The sequence below is a fragment of the Bacteroides sp. 41_26 genome (assembly GCF_949740115.1).
Classification (GTDB): Bacteria; Bacteroidota; Bacteroidia; order Bacteroidales; family Bacteroidaceae; genus Bacteroides; species Bacteroides nordii.
The window spans coordinates 37,362-62,430 of sequence record NZ_CATJGZ010000060.1 but is presented as its reverse complement, the minus strand read 5'-3'; the positions used below and the strand labels follow the sequence as shown (position 1 = coordinate 62,430).

Below are 25,069 nucleotides of genomic sequence, written 5' to 3'. Positions count from 1 at the left end.
AGCCACTAATCACTAATCACTACTCACTATTTTTAAACTTTTTCTTCCTTTTGTTTGTTATTCTTCATATATAACGTACTTTAGCGTTTGCTATCATTAACTACGTGTTTTGTTTATGAAGAATACACTCCTGAATATCTGGAACTTCTATCTTGAGGGCTTTCGTAGCATGACCTTAGGTCGTACTTTGTGGCTTATCATTCTCGTGAAGTTGTTTATCATGTTTTTTATTCTCAGAATATTTTTCTTTCCAAACTTCCTGGGACATCTGTCTTCGGATGAAGAAAAAAGCGAATACGTGGGTGAAGAACTGATTCGGCGGGCTATTCCGCCGGAAGAGTGATTCTACTCTCTTTCTCCTCACTTTTACTACTCCGAGCTAATAACAACTAACTACAAAATAATATGATTGAAAGTATTGACACCTCATTGATTGATTGGTCGAGAGCCCAATTTGCGATGACAGCCATGTACCATTGGATCTTTGTTCCGCTCACCCTTGGGCTTGCGGTTGTAATGGCTATCATGGAAACACTGTATTACAAGACAGGGTTTGAATTCTGGAAGCACACAGCTAAGTTCTGGATGAAACTATTCGGTATTAACTTTGCCGTCGGTGTTGCTACCGGGTTAATTCTCGAATTTGAGTTTGGAACCAACTGGAGTAATTATTCCTGGTTTGTAGGAGATATCTTTGGAGCACCGCTTGCCATTGAAGGTATTCTGGCCTTTTTTATGGAAGCCACGTTTATTGCTGTAATGTTCTTTGGATGGGATAAAGTAAGCAAACGATTCCATCTTGCTTCTACTTGGCTCACCGGATTGGGAGCGACAATCTCTGCCTGGTGGATTTTAGTTGCCAATGCTTGGATGCAGCATCCGGTAGGGATGGAGTTCAATCCGGATAGTGTTCGTAATGAGATGGTGGACTTTTGGGCAGTGGCCCTTTCGCCTGTGGCAGTCAATAAATTCTTTCATACGGTGCTGAGTGGATGGGTATTAGGTGCTATCTTTGTGGTAGGTGTCAGTTGCTGGTATCTTTTAAAGAAGCGGAATACGAAGTTTGCCATGTCGAGTATTAAGATCGGAGCAATCTTTGGTTTGACGGCTTCTTTGCTTGCTTTGTGGACGGGCGATGGTTCCGGCTATCAGATTGCACAAACGCAACCCATGAAACTGGCTGCTGTAGAAGGTTATTATGAAGGGCAGGAGGGTGCCGGACTGGTGGCTATCGGTATGCTGAACCCTGAGAAGAAGACCTATGATGATGGGGTGAAACCTTTTCTCTTCCGTATTGAAGTACCCAAACTGCTTTCTTTGCTGGCGGAACGCGAGATGAATGCTTTTGTCCCCGGTATCAATAATATTATTGAAGGAGGGTATATGCAGAAGGATGGTACGATAGCCCTTTCTGCTGCCGAAAAGATGGAACGTGGACGAACGGCGATTGCTGCACTGGATGCCTATAAAGCGGCAAAGGCGACAGGCAATGAAGCCGATGCACAGATTGCCTATTTGGTATTAAAAGAGAATGTTCCGTATTTTGGCTATGGATATATCAAGGATGTGAACGAGTTAGTACCCAATGTTCCGTTAAACTTCTATGCGTTCCGCGTGATGGTAATGCTTGGCGGGTATTTTATCCTGTTCTTTATGCTGGTTCTCTTCTTTGTTTATAAGAAAGACTTGTCGAAGATGCGTTGGATGCAATACATCGCTTTGTGGACTATTCCGTTGGGCTATATTGCCGGACAAGCGGGATGGGTAGTAGCAGAATGTGGTCGTCAGCCTTGGGCGATACGTGATATGATGCCTACCTCAGTGGCTATTTCCAAACTGGATGTTGGTTCTGTGCAAGCCACGTTCTTTATCTTTGTAGTGTTGTTCACCGTCATGCTGATTGCAGAGATCGGTATCATGTTGCGTGAGATAAAGAAAGGACCTCAGGTTTCTGAAAAGGATTCTGGCTACTAATTACTAACTTCTAACTCCTTTAAATTATGAGTACATATATATTCCTACAACATTATTGGTGGCTGATAGTCTCTTTATTAGGGGCTATACTCGTATTCCTGCTGTTTGTGCAGGGTGGAAATTCGTTGCTTTTCTGTCTGGGAAAGACAGAAGAACACCGTAAAATGATGGTTAATTCTACCGGGCGCAAGTGGGAGTTCACTTTTACTACCCTGGTAACGTTTGGCGGAGCTTTCTTTGCCTCTTTTCCTTTGTTTTATAGCACAAGCTTTGGTGGTGCATACTGGCTGTGGATGATTATTTTATTCAGCTTTGTGCTGCAAGCTGTCAGTTATGAGTTTCAGAGTAAAGCAGGTAACCTGTTGGGCAAAAAGACGTATCAGACGTTTTTAGTGATCAATGGGGTAGTAGGGCCGTTGCTGCTTGGTGGCGCTGTGGCTACTTTCTTTACCGGTTCTGATTTCTATATCAATAAAGCGAATATGGGCAATATAATGATGCCCATTATCAGTCAGTGGGGCAACGGCTGGCACGGACTGGATGCCTTACTTAATCCATGGAATGTTGTTCTGGGGTTGGCAGTGTTCTTTTTGGCGCGTGTTTTAGGATTGCTTTATTTTATTAATAATATTGCAGATGATGCATTGATTACTAAATGTCGTCGGGCGCTTTACGCCAATGCAGGGCTTTTCCTTGTTTTTTTCCTGGCTTTCGTTATTCGTACACTATTGGCTGATGGATATGCTGTAAATCCGGATACTAAAGAGATTTATATGGAACCGTATAAGTATCTGAATAACTTCCTGGCGATGCCTGCGGTACTGGTTACTTTCCTGATCGGTGTGGTACTGGTATTATTCGGTATTCTGCGTACCCTTCTGAAAAAGACATTTGATAAAGGAATCTGGTTTGCCGGTGGTGGTACGATACTGACAGTGCTTGCCCTGCTGCTTATAGCCGGATATAATAATACTGCTTACTATCCGTCATTCACTGATATCCAGAGTTCACTAACGTTGAGTAACAGTTGCTCCAGCCAGTTTACCCTGAAGACAATGGCATATGTATCTATTCTCGTGCCTTTCGTTATTGCTTATATTTTCTATGCATGGCGTAGCATTGATAAGAAGAAGATAGATGCTGAGGAGATGGATGAAGGGGGGCACGCTTATTGAGTGGACAGTTATTCAATTGACAGTGGACAATTGACAATTGACAGTTACTATGCAGCGTGGCCGCACAATCCATTCCTTTCTGAGAAGGATGTCCTTCAGGGTAGGAGGAGTGTACTGTCATAACGCAGCCCACTGTCCACTGTCAATTGTCCACTGTCCACTGTCAATTGTCAACTGTCAATTAAATAACTGTCAAATTGTATTTCTATAAGCTAAGGAGTACTCTATTTCCTACCCATTGTATGCTGGATAGAAAAGAATGGACTGTAGAGCGTTAAGCTTTTTGCAGTTTGATAATAAAACAACAGGATGAATGACTAATGGAACGTCATTCATCCTGTTTTATTTTCCAAAGGTTCTTTCTTCTTGTTTTTCAGCTTTATTTTGCTATCAGGAGATATTTTCTCAGTGAGAGAGAAGTAGAATCGGATAACCCTTTTTTTTGTTCCCCGGAGCCGAACCTATTGCTCCCCGGAGCCGAGCCGTTCCCTCCTCGGAGCCGGGGAAGTGCCTCCCCGGAGCCGAGAAACTTTTTGCACACAAGAAAACTGAACTTTTCATGGCATGAAACGGTGATTATTCCGGTATTATATCCACCTTTTCCAGGTGTATAACGCCCCTTTTTCTATTTTTTATGATGCAATGTTCTCTGTTTTCTCTCTACTTCGTCTCTTTTTTAAAAAGAGTGTGTCAGTAAAAAGAACAGTTCTCTATTATTTTGCTACGTTATTTACTGGTTTACCTGCCATATAAGCTTTCAGGTTTTCCAGCATAATTCCCATTAACCGTTCGCGGGCAGCGGTGGTAGCCCAGGCAATGTGTGGGGTAATATAGCAGTTGCGTGCCGTCAATAACGGATTATCTGCACGAGGCGGTTCAGTAGAAAGTACATCTACGCCGGCTGCATAAATCTTTTTCTCATTGAGGGCATCGGCAAGGTCTTGTTCGTTTACCAACGGGCCGCGTCCGGTATTAATAAGTATGGCTGTGGGTTTCATCAGTGCCAGTCTACGTGCATTTACCAATTCACGTGTCTGCTCAGTTAGCGGGCAGTGCAGACTCACTATATCGCACTCGCGGAAAATCTGGTCAAGTTCCATCTTTTTGATTTCCGGTGGTAGTTGCAGACGCGATTTAGAAGTGTATGCCCATACCTTCATACCGAAACCGATGGCAATACGGGCTGTATTGTATCCGGTTTGTCCCAGACCGATAAGGCCGATTTTCTTTCCAAGCAATTCAATGAGCGGAGTATCCCAGAAGCAGAAGTCAGGGCTGTTGGTCCAGCGTCCTTTATGAACCTCTTCGGAGTGGTGTTGCACCTGTTGAGTGATGTTCAGGATATGTGCAAATACCATTTGTCCCACAGAAGGTGTACTGTATGCGGGGATGTTGGTAACTATGATTCCGCGTGCACGGGCAGCATCAATGTCTATGATATTATATCCGGTAGCCAGTACTCCGATGTACTTCAATTGGGGCAGGGCTGCTATATGTTCTGCGGTAATCACTACTTTATTGGTCAGAATGGCTTCTGCACCGGTAGCACGTTCCAATACTTCTTCGGGAGCAGTGCGATCGTAAATCGTGCATTCACCCAGTGCCTTCAGGCCTTCCCAGCATAAATCGCCGGGATTGGCGGCATAACCGTCTAATACTACAATTTTCATATTCTTTTGTTTTAATGATTATTTTCCTTCTTTATATCTGTCACCCCACAACTGCTGCATTCGTTCGGCATGCTTTTGTTCGGCAGCATTGTGTTGCGGTTGCCAGATACGGCGATCTTTCAACTCGTCCGGCAGGAATTGCTGCTTCACGAAGTTACCTTCGTAGCTATGGGCATATTTGTATTCTTGTCCGTACCCCAACTGTTTCATCAGTTTGGTTGGTGCATTGCGCAGGTGGAGCGGAACGGGTAAATTGCCGGTTTCGCGTACCATGGCAAGAGCATCATTAATGGCACTATATGCAGAGTTACTCTTCGGGCTTGTAGCCAGATAGATGGTGGCTTCTGCTAATGGGATTCTACCTTCGGGCCAGCCTAATTTCATCAGTGCGTCAAAGCAGGCATTGGCTATAAGTAAAGCATTGGGGTTGGCAAGTCCGATATCTTCGGCTGCCGAAATAACAAGGCGGCGGGCTATGAAAGCAGGATCTTCGCCACCTTCTACCATGCGTGCCAGCCAGTAGATAGCGCCATCGGGGTCACTACCGCGGATAGACTTGATAAAGGCAGAGATAATATCATAATGCATCTCTCCGTCTTTGTCATAAGCAAGCGGGTTCTGTTGCAGGCGTTCGGTTACTATCTCGTCGGTGATGATGACAGTTTCTTCTGTTTCGGATTCTACTACCAGTTCCAGTATGTTCAGTAACTTACGGGCATCGCCTCCCGAGAAACGGAGCATGGCGTTGGTCTCTTTTAGTTCGATACGGCGCTCTTTCAGTATCGTATCTGTGGTAATGGCACGTTGCAACAACTCCAGTAAGTCTTCTTTTTCGAGAGACTTCAGTACATAAAGCTGGCAGCGGGAGAGGAGGGGGCGAATCACTTCAAAAGAGGGATTCTCCGTGGTAGCACCGATGAGTGTAACCGTTCCGTGCTCTACAGCCCCTAACAGTGAATCTTGCTGAGACTTGCTGAAACGGTGTATTTCATCAATGAAAAGTATCGGGCTTCCCTGCGAAAAGAAACGGTTACTCTTGGCACGGTCTATCACTTCGCGTACATCCTTTACCCCCGAAGTAACTGCACTCAATGTATAAAACGGAGTTTCCAGCTTGTTGGCGATGATCTGCGCTAACGTTGTTTTCCCCACCCCGGGAGGTCCCCAGAGGATAAAAGAGGAGATTCGTCCTGCATCAATCATCTTGCGCAGGATAGCACCAGGTCCTACTAAATGTTTTTGACCTATATAGTCATCCAGTGTCTTTGGCCGAAGTCGTTCTGCTAATGGTTGCATATTGTTAGTGATAAGTGATTTAGTGATAAGTGATAAATGATTAGTGATAAGTGGGCTACGCTATATCCGCATGGAGCTAATCACTTATCACTACTCCGTTAATCACTATTTAAAATACCATTAATACCATGAACCGTATTCCCCATTTGTTGATACCCGGATTATCACGATATGTCAGGCGGTGTACATATTCAACATGTAACAGCTTAAAAATGTTGTAAACACCTATACTTGCTTCCATATATGGTATTTTAGGGTCCATCACATGACTTGTGTACTGTCCGTCGCGCATCGGGAAAAGGAAGAGGTCGGGGTTATTACTTTTGAAGGGATTGTTCTTATCTGTCAGTGTACCCCATAAGGTGCGGAAGCGGATCATTTCTCTCCACTTTAGCTTCTTCAATAAGGGGATGCGGTTGAATAGCTTTCCGTTCATGTCATACGACAATGAAAGGGAGGCGAAGCGGTCATTCAGGAATTCCATGTTGTTGATAAGACAGAATGTTTCGCGCTGTGTAATGTACGAAAGATTGGCTTCCGGCAATATCAACAATGGGAAGGGAACCGTATTCCATTCGACTCCCCCTTTGAGGCTGATATCTACTTTACCCCAGGACGAAGGGAGCCATACACGTTTCCAGATACTTGCTTCGGTACGGTTAAAGTTATATTCGCCACCCAATACTCCTTTGAAACCGGCCGTATGGGTCAGGGTAAAGATAGGAGCATCCAGTGACACCGGGATACGGCGTTGCTTGGAATTTACAAAAGCTTCTCCCGGCGCATATCGTAAGGTTACACTTGCTTCGGCAGTGGTAATGTCGTGAATTGGTTTTTCATTGGGTAATGGCATCTTGTCTGCGCTACTGTTGTTCGCCCAGTATTTCAGATTACCTGTCGGTTCATCATTACGATGACGGAGCATGCTTTTTACACCAAAACCTGTCGGGGTTTCCAGTTCATAGTTAATAGCAACATCACGCATATACGACATTTGGTCTACGGTTGTAGTCTTGAACGACACGAACACGTTGTCTTTATCCGTAAACAAGAATTTATCCATTGGAGACATAACGTCGTAACTGTAAGTGGCAGAGATGAAATGTTTTGGGAACTCCCAGACTACATAATCGCGTTTATTGAACGAATAGGTCAGTGTCCCACTATACTTCCAGCGATGATCTTTGAAACCATAAGCTCCATAACCGCTCAGGAACCAGTGCGGATTGAGATTGGCAGTGGTCATGGCGCTCAGTCGTAAGCGTAAGCCGTCTACATAGTTATTGGATATCATCGTATTAATAGGCCCGATATCGACTTTACTGGGCTTCTTAGGGCCGGTAGTTTCCACGAAGTTTTCAATCAATGCTTTGGCTCCGAAAATGATGTACTTGAATCCCGGAATCTGTTCTATCCGGTTCATGAACACATCCATGCTGCTTTCTGTTTTGGTGAGCGGCACCTGGCGAACTTCCGCCCAGTATTCGTCGCTCTTTGACAGCATATCGGCCTCTTTGATTACCGAACCTTTCAGGCGGAAAAGCCTTTGTTCAATAGGATCGAACTTATAATTGCTGTATTTCGTTGTTCGCTGTACCTGTAGCCCCCCCATTGACTTTACCAAAGAGAGGTCTACCAGCATATCGTCATCCATTAAGACCCAGTTTCCGTTGGGTAACTGTTCGTATTGTTGCACAATGTCCAGTTGATTGACAAAGTTAACGCCTGTTTTCTTGGGTAGGTTCATAACACACTTTTTGACGGCATATGTTGAATCCTTCAACACATACAAATGCCCCGTAAAACCGAAGTCCTGCGAGTTTTGGGGCACAAACGTGAGGTGTACACAGGTATCCCGTTCTACCGTCAGCGTATCCATCAGATAGTATTTATAGAAATTCAGTCCCTCTTTGGCAATAGGACTAGTGAAACGCCTTTGCAGCAGGCGGATATCGTCATCATAGATATTAACATTGGTAAATACATCCTGTAGTACGGTTCCAAGCATATCTCCTGTTGAGAAGAATTCATTGATACCATTGGAATTCATTCCTTTGATAATTGTCTTCTTACTTTCCGGACTTTTACGGAATACAGTTTGTGAGGATGTCTCCTGAATAGATATGGGAAGAATCAGGCTGTTAGTAGTTTCCGATACTTCAATCTGATCTTTTAGGAAAGAGTATTTCTTGTAGATGCCTTTCTCCAGCTTTTCGGGAGTGATATCGTTGAGAGACATCTTCATCTTCTCGTACTGATCATATTGATAGTAGTCGTTTACCTCCAGCTTTTGAGCCTTCTTATGCTCTATTACTTTTCGCATGAAGTCTACAGCCGGATTATTTTTCTTTGAGTACTTCTCTTTCTTTGGTTTTACAACGACCTCGGACAACATTACATCGTCCGGTACCATTTGTACATCCAATACTTTCTGTCCAGGAGTCAGTTTGATAACTTTAGTACGGTAACCAATGGATGAGAAGGTTACTTCGTTCCAGTTTTTACGGGTCTCTATCTGATATTCACCATTGGCATTGGACACTCCGCCAACGCCTTTCCCTTCATAGTAAACAGAAATATACATCAGTGGCTCGTGTGTGATTGAGTCTGTAATAACCCCCTTTAGCTGCGCAAAAGACTGTGACGCAGCAAATACGAGCAGAAATAAAAGGATAAGTTTTTTATATAGTAGCTTCATATACTTCAACATGAGGTGGCAAAGTTAACAAATTACTCTTGAAAACGTAGTTCTTAATAACCTTTTTTGTATTACTTTTGTCTCCTATAATTGTGATTGATAATGATTTCTATATTGATACCTACGTACAATGCTGTCTGTCTGCCGTTAATAGAGAAAGTACATAGTCAGGCAGTTGCTTTGCAAATCCCTTTTGAGATTTTGCTGGCTGATGATGCCTCCTGTGAAGACATTCGTCAACAGAACCGGAAAATAGCAGAATGGCAAGGTTGCCGCTATCTGCAAAAGGAAGAAAATCAGGGCCCTGCCCGTATTCGTAATTATCTGGCTTCGGAGGCACAATATCCTTATCTGTTGTTTCTAGACTCGGACGTCATGCCAGTATCCGACTTTTTCATTGCTGAGTATCTTAAGGTGGCTCGTCCCGGTCTGGTGGTTTGTGGTGGATTCGTTTATCCGCGTAAAAATATTCCCGCCAATGCCATATTACGTTATAAATATGGAATGGCTGTTGAAGAGCAGAGTGCTGAACAAAGAAATCGGGAGCCTTATAACCGCTTTATCAGCATGAATTTCATGATATGTAGAGATGCTTTTCTGAAGGTCTGTTTTGATGAATCATTCCATTTGGGATACGAAGATACATTGTTCGGAATGCAATTGGAGCAAGCGGGAGTAGAAATATTGCATATAGACAATGCGGTATATCATCTGGTGGAAGAAAACAGTGAACAGTTTCTTATGAAAATACGCAGGGCGGTCCGTAATCTTGACGGACACATTGACCAGATGCATTCGCATGTAAAGTTGTTACGATGGTATACTATTGTAAAACGTCTGCAAATGGTGCCTGTCGTCGTTTTCTTATTCAAGCATAATGAAAAAAGGCTGGTAAGCAATCTTACCAGCCAGCATCCTTCATTGAATCTTTTTGCTTTTTATAAGTTGGGGTATCTCTGTACCTTTCTTTCTGAAAAGAAATCAAGACAATAATATTTGCACAATCCTGTCGGCTGTCCGTCCGTCCCAGCGTTCGGGCAGTCCGCCGTGTTTCCATTCTCCCTTCATCAGTGTATCCATTGCTTTGCCCAGTGCGGCGGGATCTTCACCTACCAGCTCATTGGTTCCGATACGCCATGTTTCCGGATGTTCCGAGTAGTTGTTCAGTGTGATACAGGGAACTCCCAGGAATGTGGATTCCTCAGCCAGATTGCCAGAGTCTGTGATAATACCTTTTGCCTTATTCATCAGATACCCGAAAGAAAGATAACTTTGCGGAGGCATGATATGAAGGTTGGGAGCAGAGATACTCAGCTCTTTGATTGCATCACGTACATAGGTATGCACTGGGGCAACAATTGGCGTGCCGGCCGCTTTCTCTATAATTGTTTCCATCAGTCGGCGCAGGTTCTCCTTTTTGTTCAGCAATACCCGTCTGTTGAGGGTGAGCAGAAGATAATCTCCTTCTTCTACACCGAGTACGGAAAGCCAAAGCGGACGAATAAAGTGATTACGATTATAGCGGATGTTATCAATAAGAATATTTCCTACATAATATACATTGGCTTCCTCCGTTCCGGTCTGGTTTAGATTGCGGTTTGCTACCATGCCTGCCGTAAACAGATAATCGGATAGCCCGTCAGTGATCATCCGGTTTACTTCTTTGGGCATGTTCATGTCAAATGAGCGGGTACCGGCTACAAGATGCGCTACTTTAGTTCCCTGTTTCTTGGCAACGATGGCACAGCTCATTGTAGCTGTAAGATCATCGACCACAAGAACGATATGTGCGGGATTCTCTGTCAGTTCCTTGTCGAAAGCAACCATAATGCCCGAAGCTAATTGAGTGGCATTGCTATCACTAACTCCCAGAAAAACATCCGGTTGCCTCATATGGAGGTCGGCAAATAAAGAAGCGTCCAAACTGGTATCATCGCGTCTTCCGGTGTATACCAACCGGTAAGAGATTCTTCTACCTTGCGCCCGTGCAGCATCAATGGCACGTGTGATAGGCGCTATTTTCATAAAGTTAGGGCGGGCCCCGGCAACAATAGTTATTTTCATATCGCTCTTCTATCTATTTTTCTGAAAACAAAAGTACGCTTTCTTGCGGAATTATTTGTTCCTTTGCAGACAAAAAAAAGTAGTATATGCCAACATTCGTTCAAATTCTGGATTTTATAGGTACGTTTGCTTTTGCAATCAGTGGTATTCGTCTGGCTTCTGCCAAGCGCTTTGATTGGTTCGGGGCTTATGTGGTGGGCCTGGCTACTGCCATTGGCGGTGGTACTATTCGTGATGTATTGCTTGGGGTTACTCCCGGGTGGATGACGAATCCCGTCTATCTGATCTGTACGGCAATGGCTCTGTTATGGGTTATTTTCTTTGGTAAACATCTGATTCATTTGCATAATACATTTTTTGTGTTTGATAGTGTCGGTCTGGCTCTGTTTACCGTAGTAGGTGTGGGAAAGAGTATAGCTTTGGGATACCCATTCTGGGTTGCAATCATGATGGGTAGCATTACCGGTGCGGCAGGCGGTGTGATCCGTGATGTGTTTATTAATGAGATCCCTTTGATATTTCGTAAAGAGATTTATGCCATGGCATGTGTGGTAGGTGGTGTTGTATATTGGATGTGCCACCTTTTAGGACTGGACTCTGTCGTAACGCAAATTATAAGTGGATGCAGTGTCTTTGTAACGCGCATTCTGGCAGTAAAGTATCAAATTTGCTTGCCGATTTTGAAGGGGGAGGAGGAAGAATGATATATAAAGTGGGTTATAAGGTTACCCTCCATTACTTTACAATCTCATAACCTTATAACCCTACAACTCTATAACTCTTTCTCTTCCATTTCTCCCGAGAAACTTATCGATTCACGGTTTTGCATGTTGACGTTGATGCTGGTTGAACCATTGGGATAGATGGTTAAGCTGAACTTAAACCTGTCTTCCGGGCTACGGGCAATAAATTCGATCTTTGCAGCTCCCTTCTTATTCATTTTCATTTCGTATTTATCAAGGGGTGCTTTAAATATCAATCCGTCGCCTCCACCATAAGGGATGGAGTATGCGCGTCCATAGAAAGGCAGATACGAAATAACAGAATCATTTCTTATCTCCAGGGAATAAGGTGAAGATAAGTAGACAGTCTTACCACGGCGAGGATAGGCGGTACTCACACTAATTTTATACTTCTCCGATACAATCTGTTCTTTCACAGCTTGTTCTCTCTGTTCTTTTTGCTCTTTCTTACTTTGAGCAGAAACTCCGGATAAACCGATAATCAACAGGAGCATTAAGATAATAGTACGTTTATTCGTTTTCATATCGCTACTCTTTTTAATTACTAACATTCAAATATACTAAAATACAGATTAACTGTACTTTATTTAATGAAATTAAACAGAAAAAGGAGGAAGTAGTTATAATGTTTAATGTCCGGAAATGAAAATCCCTGCCTGTAATAAATGTATTACAAACAGGGATTGCATATTATCAGTTACTTTTCAGTTCTTAGAACAGTGCATCTTTGGTATTGAACAGTTTCTTCTCTGTTAATCTTACCACTTTACCGAATTTCTTCAGTTCTTCTACATTGATATCCTTCGGGTTACCCATGATACCGATAGCAATTGGTTTGTCTTTGATGTTTTCTTTATAATACTTCATTATATCATCAAAAGTCAAAGCATCAATTTTCGGTATGTTTTCAATAGCGGGATCCTGTGTATATCCCACTCTCTTATACTGTTCAAAGTATTGAGCTTTATCGCGGAAGTCCGGATGTGTAGTAAGTGCTTCCTGGCGCAGATAACTCTTGATATTGTCCATACGATCCGGATTTTCCGGCATATTACGCAACAAATCCATGTAAAGAGCTAATGCTTCATTGGCTTTGTCGTTTTGTGTTCCGATTTGCCCGATAAAAGTAGTTGGATATCCCGGAAGGATAGGCGTTGTAACTACTCCATAAGCGGTATAAACCATAGAACGCTTTTCACGAAGCTCACTTAATACCAGCCCGTTGAAATCTCCGGAGAAGTATTGGTAGAATGCATCGCGCAATACATCATCCTTTTTGTCATAGTTTGCTGTCGGCATGAAGAAATAGATCTGAGCTTGTTCTGCGTCTGAATTCGGCAGGAAATAAACCGTGTTTTCTGTAACGGGAGCAATTGGTTTCACTTGTGGTGAATCAGTTGGTTTTTCATTAGCCACCAACGGAAGGTTTTTGCTCAGGATTTCATATACATTGTCGAAAGGCAACGTACCTGTATAGTAGATTTCCGCTTCATAATTGGAGGCACGGTTGATATCGCCTGTCAGTTCTGATATCTGTAATTCCAGGATTTGTTTGTCAGTCAGTTCGTCTATGAAAGGAGATTTATCTCCATAACGGATGTACTGATTCAAAGCAGCACCCAGGGTCTGTACATTGTCTTTACGCTGTTGACGTGATCCTAGTGTACTACCTTTGATGCGGCTTAACTGTTTTTCGTCCAGTTTAGGCATTAAGATCTGGCGAGCAAGTAGTTGGCAGGCTTCCGGAAGATTGTTCTCGTATCCGCGCATTGAGATGTACAGATAGTCATCACCGGCAAATACATTACAACTGACATTCAGCTTGCTAAGTTCCTTTTTCAATTCTTGCGGTTCGTAAATTCCCATGATACCTGCATTATTCATTAAGCTGGCTGCAATACCAATTTTAGGGAATGTGCGTTCTCCCGCACCATATTTCAGTGTCAGGCTGAATACTTCGTTTTCCGAATTGGGAGTGTAGAACAGTTTAGAACGGTCATTGATCCGTTTAGTCTGTACTTCACCGAAATTCATAAATTTTTCTTCTACCTGACCGATAGGTAAGTTCTTGAATTGTTGTGCATAGAGTGACTGTTTGCCTACAGGAGGTTCGATAGGTTTGTATCCTGGTTTCTTTATTTTGGCATCTTTACTTAATTTGCCTTTTTCTATATAAAGAGCCAGATAATCATTGCTTAGGTATTGTTTGGCTACGCGCTTAATATCATCGATGTTGATGGCCATGATTTCATCTTTGTAGTTGAGTACCTGTCCCAGATCTTCTTCATTGATAAAAGCTTGTAAAAGAATAAGTGCTTTGTTTTCACTTGCTTCCATAACCTGATCAAATTCGCGGCACATATTGGTTTTGATGGCATTAATGATCCAATCTTCCACTTCACCATTAGCAATCTGCTGAATCGCTTTCAATGCTTTCTTCTCGGCACTCTTGTTTGATTCAAAACGTCTTTGGTTTTCATCATACAATGGAGTTACTGCTATTTTGCAACGACCTTGCTGACGATTGGCTTCCAGAGATGCGGAACCATTTGTTATTTCACCATCAATTGATAGTTTATCGAGTGCTCCGGTAGCACTACTGTTGTGTAATAATGCAAGTGCTATTTCCAGGGGTTTTTCATCCGGATGTCCGGCTGGCACACCTTTGTAAATCATACATACTGATGGATATTGACCAATTTTAGCCGTATATTGTGTACGCCCTTTGATATTCAGATCAGGATAGGTTTTACGTTCGGGGGTTGCTTTTTGAGGAAGACGGCCGAAAGTAGATGCTATTCTTCCACTGATCTGGTTGGCATTTACGTTACCTACCAGAACCAATACCATGTTTTCTGCTGTGTACCAGTCATTGTAAAACTTGATTAACTGGCTTAACCGAGGGTTTTTCAGATGTTCGGGCAAACCAAGTACCGAACGTGAGTAAGGGTGTCCTTCGTACGCTTTACTCTGAATAAAATCGTATTGCACGCGCCAAGGATTATCCTGCCCGCGGTTGTATTCTTCATATACCGTTTCCAACTCAGATTGGAAGGTACGGAATACCGGATTCAGAAAACGCTGAGAAGAGATTTCCAGCCATTTGTTAATCTGAAAAGCGGGGAAAGAATTATGGTAATAGGTTAAATCCATACCTGTAGCAGCGTTTAGATTTTTACCTCCCATACTTTCCATCAGGTTAGAAAATTCGTTAGATACGCTTACCTTTCCGGCCTGAATAGTCAACTCATTGATTTCTTTACCAATGGCTTCTTTTTTTACCGGATCGGATTCATCGGCCATTTCATCATACTTGGCGATGATTTGTTGGTAAATAGGTTCTTCTGCAGCCCAGTCGAGTGTACCAATTTTGTCGGTTCCTTTAAACATTACATGTTCCAGATAATGAGCCAGTCCGGTATATTCGGCAGGATCGTTAACTGCCCCTGTACGTACTCCTACCAATCCGAATACGTCAGACTTCGTGTTGTCTTCCCATATATATACGGAAAGGCCGTTTTTCAGCTTAAATGCTTTCAGTCCTTGCCCAAATGACGGGACAGAAACTGCTATCGCAGCCAAAAGGATGAGAGATTTGATTAGTTTCATAAAATAATTAAATAAAGTGTTTTTATGTATATGTAGGCAAAGCTATGAAAAAATCACAAAAGAACTACGAAAACCTCGGAAAAATAACATTGTGATTACAAATAAGTAATACATCACAATTGATTATTATTGAAACGCAGATAAACGCGGATGAACGCAGATTTTCTGATGGAATATTGTTTTCAATCATAACGCAGCAATCTAATTAGTGAAAATCTGCGTTCATTTGCGTTTTAATAAATTCGTATTTATATGGCAAAAGTTTTTATATGCTTTAAAGATGAGGTTATGGACGTTTTTAGAATTGTTCCAATACCTCAATTCTCTTTTTAATAGGAGGGTGGGTTGCAAACAGCCCACTGAGTCCGCTGAAACTGCTCTTTGCCTGTTTGCCCGGATGTTCTATGAAAAGTTGGGCTACATCTTCCCGTTTTACGGCTTCAATATCAGGATCGGCTGAAATCTTACGCAGTGCACTGGCAAGGGCAAGCGGGTTCTTTGTCATTTCGGCAGCACCTGCATCTGCCATGTATTCACGTTTGCGTGAGATGGCAAAACGCATAAGACTTGCAAAAAAATAGCCAATGGCGGCTACAATGAGAGCAATCAGAATCAACACAATAACACCGTTTCCTTTGCTATTGCTACTACGCGCACGCGAACTATAATAAATAGAACGTATGGCAATCTGCGCCAACATAGAAAAGATACCAACGAATACGATGGAAACAATCAGTAAACGCACATCCCGGTTACGAATATGGCTTAATTCATGTGCTATGACTCCTTCCAGCTCCTGATCGTCTAATTTCTCAATAATCCCACGGGAAAGTGTAACAGTGTAAGTACGCTCATTAATTCCACTGGCATAGGCGTTCAGAGAAGAGTCATTGATGATGTTGATCTTCGGCATTTTCATACCTTGTGACATACAGAGGTTCTCTACCAGGTTATAGATGCGCTTGTTCTCCTTGCGTTCCAGTGTCTTTGCTCCGGTAGCAGCTTTGATAATGCTTGTGTTGGCAAAATAGGCAATAAGGAACCAAATCGTGACACCTCCTATTATATAAGGTATAGATTGGAGGAATATGTCATTCACCATATCCATACGACTATAGTCCACATACTGCTCTTGCGTAAGCATTACCAGCAAATAACAGAATAGATAGGAGAGTACCCCTACTAAACAAGGAAACAGAAACAGCAGAAATGCGGAACGGATATTATTCCGGTTCTGTTGTGTTTGAATTCCGACGTATTGCATGATTTATCAATTATCCGTGAGGAGTTTAGAAATTAATTTTAGGGGCTTGTTCCAGATTGGCACGCTGTTCTGTTCCCAGGTCGAACATAATTTCTTTGTGGAAGCCAAACATACCGGCAATCAGGTTGGAAGGAAATGTTTGGACAGCATTGTTCAGCTCCTTTGTAGCTGAGTTGAAATAGCGGCGGACTGAAGCCAGCTTGTTTTCAACATCTGATATTTCTTCCTGTAACTGAAGGAAGTTCTGATTTGCTTTTAAATCAGGATAAGCTTCCAGTGTAATCTTCAATCCCGAAAGAGCAGATGTCAATTGATTTTCCGCATTAATTTTATCGTCAATAGTACGTGCGTTGACTGCTCCGTTACGAGCCTGTATAACCCGGTCTAACGTTTCTTTTTCATGAGTGGCATAGCCTTTTACGGTATCTACCAATTGTGGTATCAGGTCATGACGTTGTTTTAACTGTACATCTATATCTGCAAATGCATTTTCACGGTTATTTCTTAATTTTACCAATGAATTGTACATCGAAGCTACCATGATTCCGAGTATGACGATAATTCCTAAAATGATTAATAGAGTCATAATTTTGTGTATTTGTTAGAGTTATTAATACTTTCAAAGATAGGTGAAAGTGATCATTCTTGCAATAGAACAGAGAATAAAAATCATCAGTAGCACCCAATAACTATCAAAAAGCACCTAAAAACTGTTTTTTGATAGTTTTTACCCCAAAGAAAGACGAATTCCCCCCTACTGAAGTCTAAAAATACCTTTAAACTTGCAACATCGATAAAGAAACGAAATATTAACCGTAAAAACCATTAAGTATGAAAAGTTTAAGTTTTAAGAAAGATTTAATAGGAGTTCAGGAAGAGTTGCTTCGTTTTGCTTATAAGTTAACAGCTAACCGTGAGGAAGCAAATGATTTGTTGCAGGAAACATCACTAAAGGCCTTGGATAACGAGGACAAATATATCCCGGATACAAACTTCAAAGGATGGATGTACACTATCATGCGTAACATCTTTATTAATAATTATCGTAAGATTGTACGCGATCAGACTTTTGTAGACCAGACAGATAATCTTTACCATTTGAATTTGCCGCAAGATTCCGGATTTGAAAGTACAGAGGGGGCTTACGATCTTAAAGAGATGCGCCGTATTGTTAATGCATTACCCAAAGAATATAAAGTACCTTTCTCTATGCATGTTTCAGGATTTAAATATCGTGAGATTGCAGAGAAACTTGATTTACCACTTGGTACTGTAAAAAGCCGTATCTTTTTCACACGTCAGAGGCTACAACAAGAATTGAAGGATTTTGTTTAATCAATAGGTATAAATTAGATAGATTTTTAAACTGAAAGAGAATTAGCCGTGTTTATTTTAATTTGTGGTTTTAGACGGCTTGTTATTGTTTAATTGTAAGAAATAAGAAGATGAATTCTTCTTATTTCTTTTATTTTGTAACAATATGATATAAAACATATCCTTTTCACTAAACTTTTTTAGATTTATTTTGTCTTTATGTCAGATAACTCTGTATATTTGTAACAGATGATATGTTAACCAAATTATGTAAAATCACCTTATTAGATTACGGCAATGAAAAAGGAAATTAAATTCAGTCTCGTCTATCGGGACATGTGGCAATCGTCCGGTAAATATCAACCTCGCGTAGACCAGTTAGTGCGAATTGCTCCATTGATTATAGAAATGGGCTGTTTTGCCCGTGTCGAAACCAACGGAGGAGCTTTTGAACAAGTAAATCTGCTGTATGGAGAGAATCCGAATAAAGCCGTACGTGCATTTACCAAACCTTTTAACGAAGCAGGCATTCAGACTCATATGCTTGATCGCGGACTGAATGGTTTACGTATGTATCCTGTACCGGCTGATGTACGGCGATTGATGTATAAAGTAAAACATGCCCAGGGAGTGGATATCACCCGGATATTTTGTGGGCTGAATGAGGTACGTAACATTATTCCTTCTATTAAGTATGCTCTTGAAGGGGGGATGATTCCCCAGGCTACTCTTTGTATTACCCATTCTCCGGTGCATACCGTTGAATATTACGCCGATATTGCCGATAAACTGATAGAAGCCGGTGCACCTGAAATCTGCTTGAAAGATATGGCAGGTATCGGTCGTCCCGGAATGCTGGGCAGACTGACAAAAGCTATTAAAGAGAAACATCCTGAAATAATTATCCAGTATCATGGTCATAGCGGGCCAGGTCTTTCAATGGCATCTATTCTTGAAGTTTGTGAGAATGGGGCTGATATTATTGATGTGGCTATGGAACCTATGTCGTGGGGAAAAGTTCATCCGGATGTAATTTCGGTACAGGCGATGCTTAAAGATAAAGGCTATGATGTACCTGAGATCAATATGAAAGCTTATATGAAGGCACGTGCCATGACTCAGGAATTTATTGATGACTTTTTGGGATATTTTATGGATCCTACTAATAAGCAGATGTCATCTCTTCTTTTAAAATGTGGTCTTCCTGGTGGGATGATGGGATCTATGATGGCTGATTTGAAGGGTGTTCATGCCGGGATTAATATGATATTGAGGGGCAAAAACGAACCGGAACTAAGTATTGATGATCTGTTGGTAATGCTTTTTGATGAAGTAGAGTATGTATGGCCCAAACTCGGTTATCCCCCATTGGTAACACCATTTAGTCAATACGTGAAGAATGTGGCATTAATGAATGTGATGCAGCTTGTGAAGGGTGAAGAGCGCTGGACGATGATTGACAATCATACCTGGGATATGATTCTGGGAAAGAGTGGACGTTTACCGGGCCAACTTGCTCCTGAAATTATTGAACTGGCAAAATCTCAAGGATATGAATTTGTGGATACTGATCCACAAGCGAATTATCCGGATGCTTTGGATGATTACAGAAAAGAGATGGACGAGAACGGTTGGGAATATGGAGACGATAATGAAGAGCTCTTTGAATTGGCTATGCACGACCGTCAATATCGTGACTATAAATCGGGAGTTGCCAAAAAGCGCTTTGAGACTGATTTGGAACATGCAAAAGATGCCGCCATGGTAAAGAATGGTTACTCTGAAGAAGAGATAAGAAAGTTGAAACGTGCAAAAGCCGATCCTATCATTGCTCCGGATAAGGGTCAGGTACTTTGGGAAGTATCAGTAGAAGGTCCTTCCACTGCACCGTTTATCGGTCGTAAGTACCAGCATGACGAAACGTTTTGTTTCCTTTCTACACCATGGGGTGAATATGAGAAGTTGTTGACCGGATTTACAGGTCGTGTTGTTGAAGTATGTGCCCAGCAAGGAGCCACTGTTAATAAAGGAGATGTGATAGCCTATATTGAACGGAGTGATATATTTTCCTGATCATCAATAGAATATAAATAAAAAAGGGAAGTACTTGCTTTTTAGTACTTCCCTTCTTTATATTATTCCGACTACGGTTTGAATTTTACGAGTTGCATACCTATCAGTTTATCATATCGTTCGCCAAATGCACGATTGTATATCAAAATCAGATATTCATTTTCTGTTTCATAATAGTTTCCTTCTATAGGCCCGGTTTCGCCTTTGGTACTTCCATTGGGTACATACAGATATTGATAATTATATGCCCCCTGTTTCAACAATTGTACCGACTCATACGAATAAGTCTCTTTGTTGTATTTCATCTCACTCTGCAAATTGAAATTATCATAAGTGAATTCTCCTTCCAGATAGAGTTTACCATCTATAAAAGGATCTTCCCAGGGAAGGCTGAAATGCACAAAAAAGTAATCGGCTTCAATATTATTATCCGTTGCGTCATCGTAACGAATCAGATAACGTCCGTTCTGATCTTCATCATAGCTGTAGTTTTTTGTACGCGGTTCACTTGGAAAGAGTGTTGCGTGATAATAAGGATCGTGGAACTGTAGGCTTGTTACTCCCATATTTGCATAACGTGTGCTGACTGTCTCAAATCTACGGTATTCATTTCCGGCCGGAAATATCAGGGCACGATTGTGTGTATAACGCAGTTCATCGGGACCTACATAAGTTGGCGCTACTCCTGTTACCATGTTGTCCGTACGTCCATCCTGCATCACTTGTACTTTTATTTCCTGTTGCGGATTTCGGATTGTGTATCCTTTGTAATTAACATTGAAGCTAACTTGCTGGTGTCCTTTGTTACGGTCTATTTCTGTATCACTGCTTACTACAGCCGATACATTGACTTGTTTATCCAGTATCCGGAAGCAGGTCTTGAAGATGGGTTTACTGCTATCAGAATCATCATAAACAGTCACAATATAATTACCGGATAATGTCATGCGCACTTCATCATTGGGCAGTTTGAGGCGATAGTGTGTATAGGGCATCGTAGTATTGACAGATGTTTCGTAGTCTTCAATCGGGTTATTGTTAAATCCGTCCAGATAGTCTATATCCGAAAGGTTGGAAGGAGTCCAATCTACATTGGCATGAGAGAGAACATACTGATAACGATGATAGTCATGTGAAAGTTCGTCGAAAGATATTTCCACATATTCTCCGGCTTCCAGCGTTATAATTGCCGGGGCATTATAATTATCGTTGGCTATTACCTGCACCGTTTGTATATGCGGAGCGTATACTTCTGTACGTTGTGCTCTCATTCCGACTGACAGGCAGGCCAGAGAGAAAAGAAGTGGGATGTATTTCTTCATAAGAGTTATAATTTTATAGATGAATACAGATTAGGAGGCTATCGCTTCTTTTTCTTTTGTGGTTTAGAGGCCTTTTTCTCTTTTTCTGCAGGTGGAAATTTAGGGACCAGGTTCATCAGTCTCAATATCTGTTTTTGTCGCTTCAGGATGTAAGATGACGGATGAGCCGAATCAAAACGTATCGGATTAGGAAGCGTGGCAGCAATGAGGGCACATTGTCCTTTGGCCAGTTTGGCTGCTGTTGTATTGAATTTATATTTCGCAGTGGCCTGTGCTCCGTAAATACCTTTACCCATTTCGATGGAATTGAGGTATACTTCCATGATTCGTTCTTTTGACCAAAATGTTTCGATGAGAAAAGTGAAATAGACTTCTAACCCCTTTCGTACCCATGATGATTGTGGCCAAAGAAATACATTCTTTGCAGTCTGTTGGCTGATGGTACTCGCGCCTCTTTTCCTTTTTCGTTTCTCATTTTCTTTGATCGCTTTTTCTATCTCTTTGAAGTCGAACCCGTTGTGCTCTGCAAAACGGTTGTCTTCGGAAGCGATGACTGCCATAGGCAGGTAGGGGGAGATTTTATCAAAAGAAACCCACGTGTGTTTGCACGTGGGCTTATCTCCTGATGCTATCTGCTGCATGCTTCGGATGACCATTAATGGAGTAACATATACCGGAACAAACCGATAGATGATAACTGCAAGCAAAGTCGATACGAAGAAAAAGAGCAGCAGATTGCGTATAAAACGAAGTATTTTACTTACCGGCTTCTGCATTTTTAATCATCTGCTCACTGGCATACATATAAACTTCCACACGACGGTTTTGAGCTGCAGTCAGCGCTTCGTCATATTGTGAATAACCGACTCCTTCTACTGTCTTAAACTGAGAAGGCTGAACACCGCATGACTGAAGGTAATTTTCTACTGCATAAGCACGATTGTTAGAAACCTTTTGGTTAGCTTCCTGCGTACCTACTTTATCGGTGTGTCCGATAATAGCAATATCTATGGTCGGGTCACTTTTCAGTACACCTGCAAATTCACGCAGTGATTGTTTGGCAGTATTGCTCAATGTTGAAGAATTGAAACCAAAAAGAATACCGGAATCAAATGTTACTTTCACAGCAGCCAATCCGTTATTATCGGTGATCTGTTCTACCTGTGCACCTTCAATTCGTGCAGCTTCTTCTGCTTTTTTATCCATTTTTCGACCAATCAGCACACCTGCGGTACCACCAACAGCTGTTCCGATAGCAGCACCAATAGCGGCACCTTTACCTTTACCGGCAATTCCACCGATGATTGCACCCAGAGCAGCGCCTGAGCCACCACCGACTATTCCGCCCTTGGCAGTATTGTTCATTGTTCCACAGCTTCCGAATACTAAGGCCATACTCAAGAAAAAGGCCATAAATTTAATCTTTTTCATACTTTTATTAAATTAATATTAGTGATAAATCTTAGAACGGGGCAAAGATAAAGAAAATATTTAGTTGCGTTGTCGTTCCTTTACTTCAAAAACAATCATCTCTTATATTTTGTTGACCGAAAGTACTTTTTTACGTATAATTGCAAACCATGTCAGCAGTATCAGCCCTTTAGCTACTGTAGTAACACATACTGCCCACCAAATACCTTCAACTCCCATCCCTAAACGGACAAAGAAAATGGCAAGTGGAATGCGCATATAGTTGCATGTAATGCTGATGATAGCCGGCGGAACTGTACGTCCGATACCATAAAAAACTCCTTGCATAGTAATTTCCAGCATCATGAATAGTTGCGAATAGCCGTCTATCCTTAGGAATACCCCTCCTGCTTCATATGCAGCCTGCTCCGGTACAAAGATAGCAAAGATCTCATTGCCAAAGAATACAAACAGCAATGTGCAAAACGTTCCGAATACTCCTGTCATCCATAAGGTCATATGCCAGGCACGTATAACCCGCTCTGTTCGTCCCGCAGCGTAGTTTTGTGCAATGAAAGCACTTAGCGCAGTTGAGAACCCCTGTGAAGTATTCCAGGTTATGGCTTCAATTTGTCCGCCGGTAGTAAAAGTCATCAATCCGATATGGCCACCATGCGTTGAAGCTGTGCGACAAAGGAACATATTGACAAAAGCAAACAGGGTATTGAGAGTTGCTACTGGCAGTCCTAATTTTAAAATACGGTGCGTATATTTCTTTTTTAATCGGGTGAAGAAAGGAAAACTACCCAGCAGTGCATCACGGCAACGCAACTGATATACAAAAACGCCAAATACGGTAGCTTGTGATAACCAAGTGGCATAGGCGGCTCCGTTTGTTCCGAGTCCCAAACCGAATATAAAGAGAGGATCAAGTATGATATTCATTATTAATCCCGTACCGCTGATATAAAAGGGTACTTTGCTCCGGCCTGCTGCATTATATATACCTGTGAAGGCAGCCGAAAGAAAAACAAAAGGTAAACCGGTAGATACAATCCTGAGATAGGAGATGGCATTATCCGTGATATGTGGTGCCAGTTCGTATATTCTGATTATCGGGCTGGCAAAAAGAAAGAGCAGTCCGCCCCAACAAAGAGAAATGATCAGTGCAATTGTAATATTATGTGATGCAAAATGACGTGCATCCTTTTGATTCTGTGCTCCTATGGACTGACCTACACTAACTTCGGAACCTACTTTGTTTAATAAAGAAATAGAACCGGACATCCATGTAAGGATCCCCACAGAGCCTATTGTAGCTACTGCTTCACTACCCAGACGTCCTACCCATGCCATATCTGTCAGGCTGTATGCCATCTGTATGAATGAGGTTGCCATAATCGGCATTGCCAGATTGAACAACTGGCGATTGATAGGACCTTGGGTTAAGTTTTTTATTCCTTGCATCGATATTTTTTTAGTTGGTCTTTTTGAAATGAGGCGCAAAGATATAAAAAACTATGCTCGGATATGCCTATCTTTGCTGCGATTTTTTTTCTTCTAAGCATAAAGCATGAATACAACAACTAAACCCTCCGTCTGGTTTCATCTTATGGCAGCAGTAACAGTTGCTATCTGGGGGACTACCTTCGTTTCAACTAAAATTTTGATTGGCTACGGTCTTTCTGCCACTGATATCCTGTTTTACCGTTTCATCATGGCTTACATTTGTATCTGGTTCTTTTCGCCCCGTGTTTTGTGGGCTAAATCATGGAGGGACGAAGGCATTTTTGTACTCCTCGGACTAACGGGCGGTTCGCTTTATTTCATTGCTGAGAATACAGCTCTTGGCATGACACTTGCATCCAATGTATCGCTTATCATATGTACTGCTCCGATATTAGCGGCTTTTCTATCTTTCTTTTTTTATAAAGGTGAAAGATTGAAACCGAAACTGATTATCGGTTCTTTGATGGCATTGGCTGGTGTGGCTTTAGTAGTATTCAATGGTAGTTTTATTCTTCGTATCAGTCCGCTGGGGGATATCCTGACTTTAATTGCTGCTTTGATGTGGGCCATCTATTGTTTGTTGCTGAAGCGTATGAATTCTAATTACTCTACTCTTTTTATTACGCGTAAAGTTTTCTTCTATGGTATATTGACATTGCTTCCCTTTTTCTTCTTTTATCCTTTGCAGACAGATACCACTATCCTGTTTCAACCGTTGGTGATTGCGAATTTATTGTTTCTGGGAGTCATTGCTTCCATGCTTTGCTATATAATGTGGACATTGGCTGTGAAGCGTTTGGGGGTGGTATGTGCAGCCAATTATATTTACGTTGTACCATTGGTTACACTGATTACTTCTGCTGTTGTAATAGATGAACGGATTACTTTAATAGCGTTGATTGGGTGTGCTTTTATTCTTAGTGGAGTGTATCTGGCTGAGAGATGATT

At 41.8% G+C, this 25,069-nt stretch carries 20 protein-coding genes; 8 read left to right on the top strand and 12 right to left on the bottom strand.

The genetic code is table 11. From position 1 onward, the window contains the following. Positions 1–115: 115 nt before the first annotated feature. The 3 genes from QX565_RS07020 to cydB all read left to right on the top strand — a co-directional run bounded on the left by QX565_RS07020 (position 116) and on the right by cydB (position 3,149). Complete coding sequence (locus tag QX565_RS07020) at positions 116–343, top strand: DUF4492 domain-containing protein (protein WP_002560612.1); 228 nt, start codon at positions 116–118, stop codon at positions 341–343. A 62-nt stretch (positions 344–405) separates the two neighbouring features. Next, complete coding sequence (locus QX565_RS07015; protein WP_289292111.1) at positions 406–1,974, top strand: cytochrome ubiquinol oxidase subunit I; 1,569 nt, start codon at positions 406–408, stop codon at positions 1,972–1,974. 26 nt (positions 1,975–2,000) lie between these two features. Beyond that, positions 2,001–3,149, top strand: a complete 1,149-nt coding sequence (gene cydB / locus QX565_RS07010; RefSeq protein ID WP_002560610.1) for a cytochrome d ubiquinol oxidase subunit II — start codon at positions 2,001–2,003, stop codon at positions 3,147–3,149. A 713-nt stretch (positions 3,150–3,862) separates the two neighbouring features. Here the strand turns inward: cydB and QX565_RS07005 are convergent. The 3 genes from QX565_RS07005 to QX565_RS06995 form a co-directional block, all read right to left on the bottom strand. Next, the gene (locus tag QX565_RS07005; RefSeq protein ID WP_221648904.1) at positions 3,863–4,819 is read right to left on the bottom strand and encodes a D-2-hydroxyacid dehydrogenase; all 957 of its coding nucleotides are present in this window, start codon (positions 4,817–4,819) and stop codon (positions 3,863–3,865) included. A gap of 18 nt (positions 4,820–4,837) precedes the next feature. Then, positions 4,838–6,115, bottom strand: a complete 1,278-nt coding sequence (locus QX565_RS07000; RefSeq protein ID WP_002560608.1) for a replication-associated recombination protein A — start codon at positions 6,113–6,115, stop codon at positions 4,838–4,840. 109 nt (positions 6,116–6,224) lie between these two features. Beyond that, a complete protein-coding gene (locus QX565_RS06995) occupies positions 6,225–8,813 on the bottom strand; it encodes a DUF5686 and carboxypeptidase-like regulatory domain-containing protein (RefSeq protein WP_221648903.1) in 2,589 nt (862 codons plus the stop codon). 102 nt (positions 8,814–8,915) lie between these two features. Here QX565_RS06995 and QX565_RS06990 point away from each other — a divergent pair, with 102 nt between their 5' ends. Further along, complete coding sequence (locus tag QX565_RS06990) at positions 8,916–9,806, top strand: glycosyltransferase family 2 protein (protein WP_025867272.1); 891 nt, start codon at positions 8,916–8,918, stop codon at positions 9,804–9,806. On the opposite strand, the gene QX565_RS06985 is transcribed toward QX565_RS06990, so the two are convergent. Next, the gene (locus QX565_RS06985) at positions 9,795–10,877 is read right to left on the bottom strand and encodes a UDP-N-acetyl glucosamine 2-epimerase (RefSeq protein WP_025867273.1); all 1,083 of its coding nucleotides are present in this window, start codon (positions 10,875–10,877) and stop codon (positions 9,795–9,797) included. The genes QX565_RS06990 and QX565_RS06985 overlap by 12 nt on opposite strands. An 86-nt stretch (positions 10,878–10,963) precedes the next feature. Between QX565_RS06985 and QX565_RS06980 the strand changes: the two genes are divergently transcribed. Continuing rightward, positions 10,964–11,581, top strand: a complete 618-nt coding sequence (locus QX565_RS06980; protein WP_002560604.1) for a trimeric intracellular cation channel family protein — start codon at positions 10,964–10,966, stop codon at positions 11,579–11,581. 68 nt (positions 11,582–11,649) lie between these two features. Here QX565_RS06980 and QX565_RS06975 read toward each other — a convergent pair whose 3' ends face one another. The 4 genes from QX565_RS06975 to QX565_RS06960 all read right to left on the bottom strand — a co-directional run bounded on the left by QX565_RS06975 (position 11,650) and on the right by QX565_RS06960 (position 17,079). Next, positions 11,650–12,144: a DUF4251 domain-containing protein gene (locus QX565_RS06975; RefSeq protein ID WP_221648902.1), complete on the bottom strand. Its 495-nt coding sequence runs from the start codon at positions 12,142–12,144 to the stop codon at positions 11,650–11,652. A gap of 187 nt (positions 12,145–12,331) precedes the next feature. Next, positions 12,332–15,229 carry a M16 family metallopeptidase gene (locus QX565_RS06970; protein ID WP_002560602.1) on the bottom strand — a complete coding sequence of 966 codons (2,898 nt, stop codon included), beginning with the start codon at positions 15,227–15,229 and terminating at the stop codon, positions 12,332–12,334. A 298-nt stretch (positions 15,230–15,527) separates the two neighbouring features. Next, on the bottom strand, positions 15,528–16,493 hold the full coding sequence (locus QX565_RS06965; RefSeq protein WP_221651490.1) for a M48 family metallopeptidase: 966 nt from the start codon (positions 16,491–16,493) through the stop codon (positions 15,528–15,530). Between the two features lie 25 nt (positions 16,494–16,518). Further along, positions 16,519–17,079, bottom strand: a complete 561-nt coding sequence (locus tag QX565_RS06960; protein WP_289292104.1) for a LemA family protein — start codon at positions 17,077–17,079, stop codon at positions 16,519–16,521. A 245-nt stretch (positions 17,080–17,324) separates the two neighbouring features. Here QX565_RS06960 and QX565_RS06955 point away from each other — a divergent pair, with 245 nt between their 5' ends. Then, positions 17,325–17,828, top strand: coding sequence for an RNA polymerase sigma factor (locus QX565_RS06955; protein WP_007485269.1), 504 nt, complete (start codon positions 17,325–17,327; stop codon positions 17,826–17,828). 276 nt (positions 17,829–18,104) lie between these two features. Further along, positions 18,105–19,880, top strand: coding sequence for a hydroxymethylglutaryl-CoA lyase-like TIM-barrel protein (locus QX565_RS06950; RefSeq protein WP_289292103.1), 1,776 nt, complete (start codon positions 18,105–18,107; stop codon positions 19,878–19,880). A gap of 71 nt (positions 19,881–19,951) precedes the next feature. Here QX565_RS06950 and QX565_RS06945 read toward each other — a convergent pair whose 3' ends face one another. From QX565_RS06945 to QX565_RS06930, 4 genes are all read right to left on the bottom strand, one after another. Continuing rightward, positions 19,952–21,202 (bottom strand): type IX secretion system plug protein, encoded by a 1,251-nt coding sequence (locus tag QX565_RS06945; RefSeq protein ID WP_289292101.1) that lies wholly within the window; start codon positions 21,200–21,202, stop codon positions 19,952–19,954. Between the two features lie 38 nt (positions 21,203–21,240). Next, positions 21,241–21,978, bottom strand: coding sequence for a monofunctional biosynthetic peptidoglycan transglycosylase (mtgA, locus tag QX565_RS06940; protein ID WP_221651494.1), 738 nt, complete (start codon positions 21,976–21,978; stop codon positions 21,241–21,243). Beyond that, positions 21,959–22,633 carry an OmpA family protein gene (locus tag QX565_RS06935; RefSeq protein WP_221651495.1) on the bottom strand — a complete coding sequence of 225 codons (675 nt, stop codon included), beginning with the start codon at positions 22,631–22,633 and terminating at the stop codon, positions 21,959–21,961. Before QX565_RS06935 ends, mtgA begins: the two co-directional genes overlap by 20 nt. A 102-nt stretch (positions 22,634–22,735) precedes the next feature. Next, entirely contained in the window at positions 22,736–24,079 is a 1,344-nt protein-coding gene (locus tag QX565_RS06930; RefSeq protein WP_221651496.1) for an MATE family efflux transporter, read from the bottom strand. A 106-nt stretch (positions 24,080–24,185) separates the two neighbouring features. Here QX565_RS06930 and QX565_RS06925 point away from each other — a divergent pair, with 106 nt between their 5' ends. Beyond that, on the top strand, positions 24,186–25,067 hold the full coding sequence (locus QX565_RS06925; protein WP_221651497.1) for a DMT family transporter: 882 nt from the start codon (positions 24,186–24,188) through the stop codon (positions 25,065–25,067). The last annotated feature ends 2 nt before the right edge of the window (positions 25,068–25,069 follow it).

Excerpts from the sequence above, each read along its gene's own strand:
- QX565_RS06960 (WP_289292104.1), bottom strand. The coding sequence starts at position 17,079 with ATGACTCTATTAATCATTTTAGGAATTATCGTCATACTCGGAATCATG.
- QX565_RS06975 (WP_221648902.1), bottom strand. The coding sequence starts at position 12,144 with ATGAAAACGAATAAACGTACTATTATCTTAATGCTCCTGTTGATTATC.
- QX565_RS07015 (WP_289292111.1), top strand. The coding sequence starts at position 406 with ATGATTGAAAGTATTGACACCTCATTGATTGATTGGTCGAGAGCCCAA.
- QX565_RS06970 (WP_002560602.1), bottom strand. The coding sequence starts at position 15,229 with ATGAAACTAATCAAATCTCTCATCCTTTTGGCTGCGATAGCAGTTTCT.
- QX565_RS06990 (WP_025867272.1), top strand. The coding sequence starts at position 8,916 with ATGATTTCTATATTGATACCTACGTACAATGCTGTCTGTCTGCCGTTA.
- QX565_RS06935 (WP_221651495.1), bottom strand. The coding sequence starts at position 22,633 with ATGAAAAAGATTAAATTTATGGCCTTTTTCTTGAGTATGGCCTTAGTA.
- QX565_RS06980 (WP_002560604.1), top strand. The coding sequence starts at position 10,964 with ATGCCAACATTCGTTCAAATTCTGGATTTTATAGGTACGTTTGCTTTT.
- QX565_RS06925 (WP_221651497.1), top strand. The coding sequence starts at position 24,186 with ATGAATACAACAACTAAACCCTCCGTCTGGTTTCATCTTATGGCAGCA.
- cydB (WP_002560610.1), top strand. The coding sequence starts at position 2,001 with ATGAGTACATATATATTCCTACAACATTATTGGTGGCTGATAGTCTCT.
- QX565_RS06950 (WP_289292103.1), top strand. The coding sequence starts at position 18,105 with ATGAAAAAGGAAATTAAATTCAGTCTCGTCTATCGGGACATGTGGCAA.
- mtgA (WP_221651494.1), bottom strand. The coding sequence starts at position 21,978 with ATGCAGAAGCCGGTAAGTAAAATACTTCGTTTTATACGCAATCTGCTG.
- QX565_RS06985 (WP_025867273.1), bottom strand. The coding sequence starts at position 10,877 with ATGAAAATAACTATTGTTGCCGGGGCCCGCCCTAACTTTATGAAAATA.
- QX565_RS06955 (WP_007485269.1), top strand. The coding sequence starts at position 17,325 with ATGAAAAGTTTAAGTTTTAAGAAAGATTTAATAGGAGTTCAGGAAGAG.
- QX565_RS07020 (WP_002560612.1), top strand. The coding sequence starts at position 116 with ATGAAGAATACACTCCTGAATATCTGGAACTTCTATCTTGAGGGCTTT.
- QX565_RS06945 (WP_289292101.1), bottom strand. The coding sequence starts at position 21,202 with ATGAAGAAATACATCCCACTTCTTTTCTCTCTGGCCTGCCTGTCAGTC.
- QX565_RS06965 (WP_221651490.1), bottom strand. The coding sequence starts at position 16,493 with ATGCAATACGTCGGAATTCAAACACAACAGAACCGGAATAATATCCGT.
- QX565_RS07005 (WP_221648904.1), bottom strand. The coding sequence starts at position 4,819 with ATGAAAATTGTAGTATTAGACGGTTATGCCGCCAATCCCGGCGATTTA.
- QX565_RS07000 (WP_002560608.1), bottom strand. The coding sequence starts at position 6,115 with ATGCAACCATTAGCAGAACGACTTCGGCCAAAGACACTGGATGACTAT.
- QX565_RS06995 (WP_221648903.1), bottom strand. The coding sequence starts at position 8,813 with ATGAAGCTACTATATAAAAAACTTATCCTTTTATTTCTGCTCGTATTT.
- QX565_RS06930 (WP_221651496.1), bottom strand. The coding sequence starts at position 24,079 with ATGCAAGGAATAAAAAACTTAACCCAAGGTCCTATCAATCGCCAGTTG.